Consider the following 12353-nt stretch of genomic DNA (forward strand, 5'->3'; position numbering starts at 1 on the left):
GGCCGTTCCCGGCGTGACCGCCGGGCAGGGGTCCGTTCCGGCACCCGCGACGACGGGCGCGCCGTCCGCGGCGTCCGGCCGGCCCGCAGCCCGGGACGGCGCTTCCGCAACGCGGCAAGCCACCGCGCCGGCCCGTCCCGCTGCGGACAGACCCGTTGCGGACAGACCCGCGCCGGACAGACCAGCAGCGGCGGCCGGGGGCATGCCCGTGGCGCCTGCCCAGCCTTCCGTCCGCCCGGGCGCCGGCTCCGGGGAGCGCGCGCCCCGCTACCGCGTGGTGCTGCCATGAGGCGGCCCGCGGGCAATGCCGGACGGCCGGGACGGCAGAGATGAAGGCGTTCCGCGCCGCTCTCTGGTGGCTGAGCTTTCTGGCGGTGGGGGTCTGCCTCCAGGCGCTCGTGCCGGGGCTGGACGTTCTGGCGGTCGGTCTTATCATCCTGCTTCAGGAACGGGATTACCGGAACCTCGTCTGGCTTTTGCCGCTCTTTGTCCTTGTGCAGGAAGGCATGGGCACGCGGCCCTTCGGGGCGGTCATCGTCTGGTATGCGGCCACCATCGTGCTGTTCAGGATCGGGCGCTGGCTCTTTCAGGTGGAGAATTTCGTCTTCGTTTTCCTGCTTTCGGCCTGTCTGGGCGCGGCCTACTACGGCGTGACGTGGCTCATGGCGCCCCTGCAGAACCTGACGTTCAACGTGGAGGACACGCTGGACAAGAGCCTCGTCCAGGCGCTGTTCATGCCGTTCGCCTGGCGCCTCCTCGTGGCGGCGCGGGGCTGGAACGCGCCCCCGGCCGAGGAATGACGGGAATGTCGAAAAAACGCTGAACGCGCCCCGGGCGGTGGCTGCCGCCGGGCCAACTCCAACCCCTCTGGAACACATGCAGCAGAACGACGCACAGCCGACCGCCACCGGCGGGGAGAACCGGCGCCCGCAGGGGCGCTCCTGGCTCAGGATCCAGGTGGAAAACGAGGGCTACCAGCCCCCGCGTGGCGGCGTCATTCTCCTCCAGGTGCTGGTGGGGATCTTTTTTTTCGTCTTTGTGGTCCGTTTCTGGTATCTCCAGGTCCATCTGGGCGCGGAGTTCTCCCGGCAGGCGCAGGAAAACCGCCTGCGCCAGGAGCGCATCTTCGCGCCCCGGGGCCGCATCCTCGACCAGGGCAACCGCGTCCTGGCGGACAACCGCACCGCCTATGGCCTTTCCCTCGTGCGCGAGGATTGCGAGGACCTGCCCGCCACGCTCGCCCAGATCAGCGCCTGGTCGGGCATCCCCCTCGCCCATGTGCAGGAGAAGTACCAGCAGGACCGTTTCAAGGTGAAACCCTTCGAGCCTCTGCTCATGATCACGGACATCGACTTTGACCTGGTGGCGCGCATCGAGTCCGAGATCCATGCCTGGCCGGGACTGGAGATCGTCGTCCGCACCAAGCGCAGCTATCCCGAGAACGAACTTTTCGCCCATGTGCTCGGCTATGTGGCCGAGGCCAACGAGCGGGAGATGGAGTCCGACCCGGCGCTTGCCATGGGCGATCTGGTGGGCAAGCAGGGCCTGGAATTCAAGCTGGAAAAAGACCTGCGCGGCAGCAAGGGCCTCTACGACGTGGAGGTGGACGCCCACGCCCGCGCCCTGGGCAAGACCCTGCGCGAGGAGCCGCGCGGCGGCGCGGAGATGCAGCTCTCGCTCAACCGCGACCTCCAGCGCGCCGCCTGGAACGCGCTCAACGGCGAGGCGGGCTGCGTGGTGGTCATGGAGCCTGATACGGGCAAGCTGCGGGCGCTCGTCACCTCCCCGGCCTATGACAACAACCTGTTTGCGGGCGGCATTTCCCGGCGCGACTGGGAAGCCCTGCGTACCAGCAACCGCTTCCCGCTCCAGAACCGCGTCATCCAGAGCGTCTATCCGCCGGGTTCGGTGTGGAAGCTGCTCATGGCCGCCATGTTCCTCGAGCGCGGGGTAAGCCCGCGCGACACCGTGTTCTGCGCCGGGCAGGTGCGCCTGGGCAACCAGATCTTCCGCTGCTGGAAAAAGGGCGGCCACGGCAGCATGAACATGGAGAGTTCGCTCATCCATTCCTGTGACGTGTACTATTATCTCATGGCCGAGCGTCTGGGCATCGACAGGATCGAGCAGTTCGCCAGGGCCTGCGGGTTCGGCAGCCCCACGGGCATCGACCTGCCGCACGAAAAGTCCGGGCTCGTGCCTTCCAAGGCGTGGAAGAAACGCCGGTTCAAGCGGCCCTGGGTGCGCGGCGAGACCTTCAATGTCTCCATCGGGCAGGGCTATACCCTGGTCACGCCTGTGCAGATGGCCGTCTATGTGTCGGCCATGCTCAACGGCGGCGACCTGCTCAAGCCCCAGTTGCTGGAAAACGCGCCGCGCGAGGTGCGGGGGCATGTGCCCGCGCGTCAGGAAACGCTGGATTTTGTCGTCAATGCCATGCGCAAGACCGCCGGAGCGGGCACGGCCCGCGTGGTGGGCCGCAAGGACGCGGACATGGGCGGCAAGACCGGCACGGCCCAGGTGGTCAAGCTCAAGATGGCCGCCGGCGACCGGCGCCTGCGCTCTTCCGAGATGGAATACGCCCAGCGCGACCATGCCTGGATCGCCACCTGGGGCAGCAAGAACGGCAAGCGCTACGTGGTGATCGTCATGGTGGAGCACGGCGGCGGCGGCTCCAGCGTGGCCGGGCCTGTGGCGAAGCGCGTGTATGAACACCTGTTCGGGCCGGACACCGGCGTGCCCCCGCCCGTCCAGCCCCTGCCCCGGGCGGCGGCCGGCACGGCGCCCGGAGGCGCGGCCGCGCCCGCGCTGCCCGCAGCTGGTGCAGGCCATGGATAAGCGCCTCTTCAGCCACCTCAACTGGGGCCTGCTCGGCTGCATGTTCGCCCTCTATCTCGTGGGCGTGGGCAACCTCTATTCCGCCAGCGGCACGCGCCTTGAGGCGGGGCTGGCCTTTTCCGACTTTTACCAGCGCCAGCTCATCTGGGGGCTGGTGGGCCTGTGCGGCATGCTCGCGGCCATGAGCTTTGATTATCGCCGCCTGCGGAACATGGCGTGGCCGTTCTTTCTCATCGTGCTGGTCCTGCTCCTCCTGGTGCCGGTGGCCGGAAAGACGGTTTACGGCGCCAGGCGCTGGCTCTCGCTCGGCTTCATGAGCATCCAGCCCTCCGAGCTTGCCAAGCTGGCCGTCCTGGTGCTGGGCGCGCGCCTGCTCGCCAGGGACGGGCGCCCGCTCGGCTGGAAGGCCTTCTGCTCGGTCCTTGCGGTGGGCCTTGTGCCGGCAGGGCTGATCCTCATGCAGCCGGACCTCGGCACGACCATGCTCATCCTGCTCATCCTCGGCGGCATGATCCTCTTCCACGGGGTCAGGGGCTACGTCATCAAGACCTGTCTTGTGGCCGCGCCCTGCGCCGCGGCGTTCATGTGGTTCGTGGGCATGCATGACTACCAGCGCCGGCGCATCCTCACCTTTCTGGACCCCGGCAACGATCCGCGCGGTTCGGGCTACCACATCCTCCAGTCGCGCATCGCCATCGGCTCCGGCGAGATCTGGGGCAAGGGCTATGGCGAGGGCACGCAGAGCCAGCTCCGTTTTCTCCCGGAGCGCCATTCGGATTTCGCCGTGGCGGTCTTCGGCGAGGAATGGGGCTTTGTGGGCTGCGTCGCCCTGGTGACGCTGTTCTGCCTGTTCCTCCTGTCCGTCTTTTCCACGGCCGTCCAGGCCAAGGACAGGTTCGGCAGCATGCTCGTGGTGGGCGTCTTTTTTTATTTTTTCTGGCAGATCTTCATCAATATGGGCATGGTCATCGGCCTCATGCCGGTGGTGGGCATCCCGTTGCCGTTCATCAGCTATGGCGGCAGCGCGACGCTCGTCAACTTTACCTTGCTCGGGATTGTGCTTAATGTGTCCATGCGGCGCTTCATGTTCAAGGGCTAGCATCCGCGTCATGACGGGGGAGGAAAAATGGGCAAGGATGAGATCGCCTATCTCGGCTCGGATACCGTGTATGAAGGCAAGCTCAGCTTCAAGGGCACGGTGCGCGTCGAAGGCAGGTTCACCGGCGACATCACGAGCGATGGCACGCTCAATGTGGGCAAGGACGCCCAGGTGCACGGCACCATCGCCGTGGGCGAGCTTCTGCTTTCCGGGCATTTCAACGGCGAGGTGACGGCCAAGCGGCGCGTGGTGGTCTATGCCTCGGGCGTGCTGGAAGGCACGCTCCAGACGCCGAGCCTGCTCACCGAGGAAGGCGGCATCATCGAAGGCCAGATCACCATGCGCAATCCCGGCGCCATGGCGTCCAAAAACGCGTCCGCGGAGAACTAGGGTCTGGACCTATTTGTGACTGCTGGCTTGGGGTGTGGCAGCTTGTGCGATGCCACAATCATCCGTCAAAAACAGCCTTTTTTGCGCTGGCCTGACGCGTTGCGGACGATGCCCGTACCTCGCTTCGCTCGAACGGGCACGGCGCTTCGCGCCGCCTTCGGTCGCGTCACTGGGCGATTTTTGTCGGTCATGTACGTGAGTACACTCCCTCCAAAAATCGTCCACTTCCTTGCCAGCGCAAAAAAATCTTATTTTTTAGGATCCTTGCGGCGACAGCCCCGCCCTTCGCTCTGCTCCGGGCGGCCAGTGGAAAAAACTCTTTTCCTTGCTGAAAAAACCATAACGTACTTTAATGAGGTCTGAGCCTAGCCCCACCCGGCCCGGGGCGTTCAGTCCCCGCCGTTTTTGGAGCCTTCCGGTCCGCCGGCCGTCAGACGCTCGTAGTCCGCGGCGAGCCAGTGGCGGATGACGGCGATGCCGCTCCTGTCCGTCTCCTCGTCGCCATTGGCCGCCGCGGCGTCCATGTCTGTGGAGAGTTCAGCGGCGCCATGGTCCGGCGGGGCGCACGGCGACAGGAACTGGAGCAGGAGCGTCAGGCGTCGCAGGCGGATGCTGTAGCTGCTGCTCACGCAGCGGCAGAGCAGGAAGGTATCCAGCCGTTCGCCGCTCGTCAGGTTGAGGCTCAGGCGCAGCAGGAGCCGGCTTTCGTCCAGCAGGGTGAACTCGTCGAAAAATTCCACGTCTTCCAGGATCGCCTTGGCCCCTCCGGCGGAGATGTCAACGAGACGCACGGCGTACTGGCGTCCCGTCCCCGGCAGGTCCGGCGGCGCCCCGGGGGCGGTCCGCGCCGGTATCCAGAGTCCGGCATCGTCCACCTGGCCGGAAAAGACCCGGTAACGTTCATGCCGCCGCAACTCCCGCCGGGTGTAGCCGCGGGGCATTTCCACGCTGATGTCGCGCACGTCGCCCCGCGCGTCGATCGTCCCGGGGATCAGGGAGCTTCGGCAGAGAAAGCCGTTCTGCCCCGGGCTTGACCTGATGCCGAACTCCCGTTTCAGCACGGCCGGGGGGAGCTTGAAGTACAGGGCGCAACGCCCCCGTTCCAGCAGGGCCGCGCGCAGGGGAAAGACAAGTTCCAGATTGACGCGGCCCTTGCGGATGTCATGGATGCGGCACTCCACATTGTGCAGGCTGCGCCGCCTGTCCACAAAGCTGACGCTGACCATCGCCTGGTGCTTCCAGGCGGACTGGAAGATGGCCGCGGGCGGAGGTTCGCGGCGGCGCAGCGCCGCGCGCAACCGCCGCCAGAAGGGGTTCGTCTTCATCATCGTTTGCCCGTCAGACGTAGCGGCGCGGATTGAGCGCGCCCATGAGGCAGAGGATCTCGTAGGGGATCGTGTCCAGCAGTTGCGCCAGTTCCTGCGCGTCCACCGGGCGTTCGCCAGGCTCCGCCGGGCCGCCGAGCGCCCAGGCGAGGTCGCCCCGGGTGGTCTCGGGCAACGCGCTCACGTCAAGCATGAGCATGCTCATGCAGATCCTGCCCACCTGCGGAACGCGGCGCCCGCGCACGAGCAGGGAAACACGGCCGGAAAGCGCGCGCGCATAGCCCGTGGCATAGCCCGCGGCGGCCACCGCCACGCGCATGTCGCGCGGGGCGGTGAAGATGCGCCCGTACGAAACGCTTTCTCCCGCCCGGAGCGGATGGACGGCGAGGATGGGCGCGGCGATGCTCATGGCCCATTCCAGGGAGCCGTCCGCCAGCTCGCGCCCGGTGCCGGCAAAGGGATCGCCGCCATAGAGCGCCAGGCCGGGACGGCAGATGCCGCTGCGCTGCCGCGCAGGCCCGAGGGTCGCCGCGGAATTGCCCAGGGAGGGCAGGATGTCGGGAAAGGCCGTCCGCAGGCCCGCGAGGAAGCGCTCAAAGCGGCGGATCTGCATTTCGGTGTAGGCGTCTTCCGTCGGCATGTCCACGCTGGAAAGGTGCGAAAGGGCAAGACGCGGCGCGAGCGCGGGATGGGCGCGCAGCCGCTCGGCGAGGGCGGGGGCGTCCTCCGGCGCGAAGCCGAGGCGCCCCATGCCGGTATCGCACTTGAGCGCCACGGGAAGGCGGCGCGCGCCGCAGGCCGATGCGGCCGCGGCGGCGGCCGCGATGTCGTCGAAACAGGTGATCAGGGGCGTGAGTCCGCAGGCCGCGGCGGTGCGCCAGTCGTCGCCGGTGAGGCAGCCCATGAGGGGCACGATCTCCTGCCCCATGCCGGCCCGGCGCAGTTCCGCGCCTTCGTCGGCGGTGCCCACGGCAAAGCGCAGCGCGCCTTCCTCGGCAAGGACGCGCGCCACAGGCAGCAGCCCGTGCCCGTACGCGTCGGACTTGATGACCGGCATGAGGTCCGCGGGACTGCCCATGCGGTGGAAATTGCGGCGTATGGCCGCAAGGTCAATGCGGCAGAAGGCGGGCGTGAACGTACACGACATGGATGCTCCGGCTGGGCTGTCGGCCTGCGGCCGACCGGGACGGAGGGGACCTCCGTCCGCACGAAACGTTCGCCCCGCCCCTCCAGTATGGGCCGCGCCGGGCGAACGCGTGCCATGGTTGTACAGGAGACGGCGCGAAGCATCAAGGGGCGGCCTGCAGCGCCCGCTTTTGCAGGAGAGTTTCCGCGATTTCCTTGCGAAAACGCTCCGGCTGTGTGGAAACTTTCGGAATTCTCCGGCAAAAACAGCCGCGGACATGCCGCCAATGCCCGCAACGCCTCGACAGGCACAAAAAAATCCTCTACACTGGAGCCATCGCGGCGGAGGAACGCGCCATCGGGCACCCTGCATCTTTCCCGGTTTTTCGCCCGCAGAACCATCCCCCCGCCGGGCCGCGCGGTCAGAGAGCCAGCGGCCGAACGAACGGGTCATGCGCTGCCCTCTCGTCTCCCTTCTCTCCGCTTCCGCAGCACAGCCCGGCTTCCTTCCAACCTGTACGTCCAGGAGGCCGTATGCGGTTCAGCTTCGACAAAGCCGCCTGCCAGAATACACGCCGTGCCCTCCGCAAGGAGTGGCTGCTCACCAACGGTCTGGGCGGCTACGCCAGCAGCAGCATCCTTTACTGCAATACCCGGAAATATCACGGGCTGCTCGTGATCGCCACGCCCGACGGGCGCCAGGTGCTGCTCTCCGCCATGGAGGAATCCCTCTTCGGCGGCGGCAAGGAATTTCCCATCTCCACCCGCCAGCATCCCGGCGTCCTGCACCCCTCCGGGCACCAGTATCTGGAGAAGTTCACGCTCGACCCGTGGCCGCAGTTCACCTACCGGGTGGGCGACGTGCGCCTGCGCCGCGAGGTTTTGCTGATGCAAGGGCAGAACCGCGTCCTCTTCCGCTGGACGCTGGAAGGCCCCCCCAGGTGTCACGCGCGGCTGCCGCAGCTCACGCTCCGGCTCAGGCCGCTGCTCGCCTATCGGGGCTTTCACGAGCTTGCCAGGGCAAATCCGCAGGTGCGGACCCATACCGACGCCGTGCCCGGCGGCTTTGCCATCACGCCCTATGACGGCATGCCCCCGCTCTATGTCCAGGCCGGGAGCGCCTCGCTCTTCACGCCCGCGCCGGACTGGTTCTACAATGTGGTCTATTTCCACGAGCGCGAACGCGGCTTCCCGGACAGGGAGGACCTGTTCCAGCCCGGCGTCATGGACATTCCGCTCCCGCCGCTGCCGGAAGGCGGCAGCGTTTATGTGGCCGTGGGCACCGAAGAGGTCCCGGCGGCGGGCAAAAACGGCGGCACGACGGACCTGGAGGCGCTCTGGCGCGCCGAGAGCGAACCGCGCGGCGCGGCGCACCGCGAAGTGCGCGGGCTTATCGGCCATCTGGAAAAGGCGGGCGAACAGTTCTGCGTGCACAACACCACGGGCGCGGCGGCGGTCGTCGCCGGCTACCACTGGTTCGACGCCTGGGGACGGGACACGCTCATCGCCCTGCCCGGGCTGGCCTTTTACGGCGGCCGCACGGCCTTCGGGCTTGAGGTGCTCGCCCAGGTGCCCGCCAGCATGAAAAACGGACTCGTGCCCAACTGTTTTTCCGATCGGGGGGCGCACGCCTACAATTCCGCTGATGCCGCGCTCTGGTACGCCTTTGCCGTCCAGGCCTATCTGGCGGAAAATCCCGACGGTTACGCCTGGGTGCGCGAGCACGCCTGGAGCGCCCTCAAGGAGATCGTGGCCGGCTACCGCAAGGGTCCGGGAATGGACATCTTTGTGGACGAAAACGGCCTGCTCCACGCGGGCAACGGCCACACGCAGCTCACCTGGATGGACGCCATGGCCGACGGCCGGCCCGTGACGCCGCGCCACGGCTGCCCGGTGGAACTCAACGCCCTGTGGTACAATACCCTGGCCTTTGTGGATCACCTGGCCCACAAGTTCGACGAGCCGGAATGGTACGCCGGCGACCTGCGCGGCATGCGCCAGAGCTTTTTCGAGCATTTCTGGGTGGCGCGCGACGGCGGCTACCTCGGCGATGTCTGGCGCGACGGCATGCTCGATCAGAGCATCCGGCCCAACCAGATCCTCGCGGTCTCGCTGCCGCATCCCATCCTCGAAGAGCAGTACCGTCCCCAGGTGGTGGAGTGCGTCCGCAACCGGCTGCTCACCCCGTACGGGCTGCGGACCCTCGCCCCGGCGGACCCGGCCTACAAGGGCCGCTACGAGGGCGGGCCGGCCGAGCGCGACGCCTCCTATCACCAGGGCACGGTCTGGCCGTGGCTGCTCGGGCAGTACACCGACGGCCTGCTGCGCGTGGCCTGGGACGTGGACGGCGCGGCCCGGGGCCTGCTGGACCGCGTGACCCCGCTCTTCTCCGATCATCTGATGAACGCGGGCCTCGGCAGCATCTCGGAGATCTTCGACGCGTCGCCGCCGGCCCGGGCCAACGGCACCATCGCCCAGGCCTGGAGCGTGGCGGAATGCCTGCGGATGCTCATCCGTCTCAAGCGGGCCGCGCCCGGCGTCTACAACGCCTGGGAACACCGGATCGCGCACCGGCTCGCCTTCCCCAGCACCGGCGACACGGCCGGCATCTGCCGCGTGACCATGATCGTTGATGACGATTCCCCAACGCCAACCACGCCTTCCCCGGCGCCGTCGGGCAAGCGCGCGAAGAAGGGGGACGCATAATGCGAGTATTAATGTTCGGCTGGGAGTTTCCGCCGTACATCAGCGGCGGTCTCGGCACGGCCTGCTACGGCATGACGCGCGCCCTGGCCCAGCGCGGCGCCGAGGTCATCTTCGTCCTGCCGCATGTGCGCGGGGACGGCTCCAATGACTTCCTGCGCCTGGAATCGGCCTCGGGCACACCCATCACCGAAGAGGTCCAGGAGCGCATCGCCTGGGCCGGACAGGAGGTCTGGCGCTCCAACATCCGCTTCCTCTCCGTGGAAAGTCCGCTCATGCCCTACATGACGCCGGAGAGCTACACGGAAGCGCTGCGCCGCATGAGCGCCAAAACCACGCCCGGCGGCGAAGCCCTCCGGCTGGACGGCACGCGCGCCTTCACCTGGCAGCTCAAGGGCGGCTACGGTCCCGACCTCATGACCGAGGTCTACCGCTACGGCCGCCTGGGGGGCGCCATCGCCCTGCGCGAGGAGTTCGACGTCATCCATGCCCATGACTGGATGACCTACCCCGCGGGCATGCTCGCCAAGGCGCTCACCGGCAAGCCGCTGGTGGTGCATATCCACGCCACGGAATATGACCGCAGCGGCGAGAACATCAACGAGGTGGTGGCGGGCATCGAGCGCGCGGGCCTTCTGGCGGCCGACGTTGTGGTGGCCGTGAGCCAGCTCACGCGCAACATGGTCATCCAGCGCTACGGCGTGCCGCCGGAAAAGGTCAAGGTGGTCTACAACGCGGTGGAGCGCCACGAGGTGGAGCGGCATTACGAGATCCCGCCGCGCATCCGCCACGAAAAGCGCGTGCTTTTCCTTGGGCGCATCACCTTCCAGAAAGGGCCGGAATATTTCATGGAGGCCGCGCGCCTGGTGCTGGAAAAGATCCCCAATGTCCGCTTTTTCATGGCCGGCAGCGGCGACATGCTCCCCCGCCTGGTGCGGCGAGCGGGGCGCCTGCGTATCGGCAGCCGCTTCCACTTCGCGGGCTTTTTGCGCGGGGAGCAGGTGGACCGCATGTTCGCCCTGAGTGACCTCTATGTCATGCCCTCCGTGTCCGAACCGTTCGGCATCACGCCGCTGGAGGCCATGCTCTACGATGTGCCGGTCCTGCTCTCGCGCCAGTCGGGCGTTTCGGAAGTGCTTGAACACGCGCTCAAGGCCGACTTCTGGGATACGCGCGACATGGCTGACAAGATCTGCGCCGTGCTCCGCTATCCGTGCCTCGCCAGGGAGCTTGTGAAAAACTGCCGCGAAGAGATGAAATCCATCCGCTGGGGCAACGCGGCGGATCAGCTTCTGCATATTTACCGCAACGTCACCGGAGGCAACTGATGCCAGCTCTCTGCCTTTGCTATGAAGTGCATGAACCGTACAGGCTGCGGCGCTACACGGTCTTCGACATGGGCCAGAACTCCATTTATGAGGACGATGACCGCAACTGCGACATCCTCCTCTACACGGCGCGGACCTGTTACCTGCCCATGAACGACCTTTTGCTCAAGCTCTTCCGCCGGTACGGAAAGGACTTCAAGGTCTGCTTCTCCATCTCCGGCACGGCGCTCGACCAGTTCGAGCAGTATGCCCCCGAAGTGCTGGAGAGCTTCCAGGCCCTGAGCGCGACCGGCTGCGTGGAATTTGCCGCCGAGACCGCGCCCCACAGCCTCTCCTTTCTCTACTCGCGCGGGGAATTCGTCCGCCAGGTGGAATCCCACGCCAAACGCATCAAGCGCCTGTTCGGCAAAAAGCCCGTCACCTACCGCAATGCCGAGCTGGTCTATAACAACGACATGGGCGTGGCCCTGGGCGAGCTGGGCTACAAGGCCGTGCTCGCCGAAGGCGCGGACCATGTGCTCGGCTGGCGCAGCCCCAACTATCTCTATACCCCCGCGGGCGCGCCGGAGGTGTGCCTGTTCCTGCGCAACATCTCCCTTTCCGCGGACCTGGGGCGTCGCTTCAGCGATCAGGCCTGGGACCAGTGGCCGCTCACGGCGGAAAAATACGCCGCCTGGATCCACAGCCTGGCCGCCGATGCGGACATCATCAACATCTTCAACGACTACCATGTCTTCGGCCTGCGGAATACGCGCGAATCGGGCATTTTCGCCTTTATGGAGGCGCTGCCGGAGCGCATCCTCGCCAATGGGGACTTCCGCTTCACCACTCCGGCCGAAGCCGTGAAAAAGCTCCCCCGCGTGGGCGAGATCGACGTGCCGGAATTCATGTCCTGGGATTACGAGGGGCGCGACCTGACGGCCTGGCTCGGCAACGACATGCAGAAAGATGCCATCCACTCCCTCTACGGCATGACCGAGCGCGTCCACGCCCTCGGCATCCCGCAGATCACGCAGGATTTTGAGCGCTTGCAAAGTTCCGACCATTTCCATTATATGTCCACGAAATGGTTCACGGCCTTTGCGCCGGACAGGCCCAATCCGTTTCCCGGCCCGTATGACGCCTACATCACCTATATGAATGTGCTCGCGGACCTTCAGATGCGCGTGGCCGCGGCGGAAGCGGAAAAGGAACTGGAAGCCGGGCCGGCCGCGCCCCGCAAGGCACCGGCCGGAGCCGCCGCCACGGCCCGCAGGCCCGCGGCGAAAAAGGCCCCGGCAAAGAAAGCCCCGGCGACCGCGGCCGCGAAAAAAGCGCCCGGGACCGGCAAGGCCGGCGCCGGACGGACGAAGGCGCCCGCCCCGGCCCGCAAGACCGGGGAAAAGAAGAACTGAACCGCTTTTGAACGCCGCGCGGGACCGTGTGGGCAGCCCCGCGGTCCCGCGCCGGTTCCGCCTCCGCTTCCGCGCGGGGGCGGCGGTTTTCGCGTTGTACGGACAGGATACGGCCACAGGCAGTCCCCACGCACACAGGACAGTCGCGCCCGGC

Annotated in this window: 9 protein-coding genes; 7 read left to right on the forward strand and 2 right to left on the reverse strand. The window is 66.9% G+C overall.

What is annotated here, in order from left to right:
* Nucleotides 1-329: 329 nt before the first annotated feature.
* From QZ294_RS09425 to QZ294_RS09440, 4 genes are all read left to right on the forward strand, one after another.
* Nucleotides 330-800 carry a hypothetical protein gene (locus tag QZ294_RS09425; protein WP_297049407.1) on the forward strand — a complete coding sequence of 157 codons (471 nt, stop codon included), beginning with the start codon at nucleotides 330-332 and terminating at the stop codon, nucleotides 798-800.
* A 76-nt stretch (nucleotides 801-876) separates the two neighbouring features.
* Nucleotides 877-2835 carry a penicillin-binding protein 2 gene (gene mrdA, locus QZ294_RS09430; RefSeq protein WP_297049410.1) on the forward strand — a complete coding sequence of 653 codons (1959 nt, stop codon included), beginning with the start codon at nucleotides 877-879 and terminating at the stop codon, nucleotides 2833-2835.
* Complete coding sequence (gene rodA / locus QZ294_RS09435) at nucleotides 2828-3934, forward strand: rod shape-determining protein RodA (RefSeq protein WP_297049412.1); 1107 nt, start codon at nucleotides 2828-2830, stop codon at nucleotides 3932-3934. Before mrdA ends, rodA begins: the two co-directional genes overlap by 8 nt.
* Before the next feature lie 27 nt (nucleotides 3935-3961).
* On the forward strand, nucleotides 3962-4324 hold the full coding sequence (locus QZ294_RS09440; RefSeq protein ID WP_297049415.1) for a polymer-forming cytoskeletal protein: 363 nt from the start codon (nucleotides 3962-3964) through the stop codon (nucleotides 4322-4324).
* Between the two features lie 389 nt (nucleotides 4325-4713).
* Here QZ294_RS09440 and QZ294_RS09445 read toward each other — a convergent pair whose 3' ends face one another.
* Complete coding sequence (locus QZ294_RS09445) at nucleotides 4714-5652, reverse strand: hypothetical protein (protein ID WP_297049418.1); 939 nt, start codon at nucleotides 5650-5652, stop codon at nucleotides 4714-4716.
* Nucleotides 5653-5662: 10 nt separating this feature from the next.
* Complete coding sequence (alr, locus tag QZ294_RS09450) at nucleotides 5663-6796, reverse strand: alanine racemase (RefSeq protein ID WP_297049421.1); 1134 nt, start codon at nucleotides 6794-6796, stop codon at nucleotides 5663-5665.
* A gap of 512 nt (nucleotides 6797-7308) precedes the next feature.
* On the opposite strand from alr, the gene QZ294_RS09455 reads away from it, so the two are divergent.
* The 3 genes from QZ294_RS09455 to QZ294_RS09465 are packed head-to-tail and all read left to right on the forward strand — an operon-like array spanning nucleotide 7309 to nucleotide 12199.
* Nucleotides 7309-9480 carry an amylo-alpha-1,6-glucosidase gene (locus tag QZ294_RS09455; RefSeq protein WP_297049424.1) on the forward strand — a complete coding sequence of 724 codons (2172 nt, stop codon included), beginning with the start codon at nucleotides 7309-7311 and terminating at the stop codon, nucleotides 9478-9480.
* Nucleotides 9480-10805: a glycosyltransferase family 4 protein gene (locus tag QZ294_RS09460; protein ID WP_297049426.1), complete on the forward strand. Its 1326-nt coding sequence runs from the start codon at nucleotides 9480-9482 to the stop codon at nucleotides 10803-10805. Before QZ294_RS09455 ends, QZ294_RS09460 begins: the two co-directional genes overlap by 1 nt.
* Nucleotides 10805-12199 (forward strand): glycoside hydrolase family 57 protein, encoded by a 1395-nt coding sequence (locus QZ294_RS09465; RefSeq protein ID WP_297049429.1) that lies wholly within the window; start codon nucleotides 10805-10807, stop codon nucleotides 12197-12199. Before QZ294_RS09460 ends, QZ294_RS09465 begins: the two co-directional genes overlap by 1 nt.
* Nucleotides 12200-12353: the final 154 nt, after the last annotated feature.

The organism is uncultured Desulfovibrio sp., assembly GCF_910584445.1.
Classification (GTDB): Bacteria; Desulfobacterota; Desulfovibrionia; order Desulfovibrionales; family Desulfovibrionaceae; genus Desulfovibrio.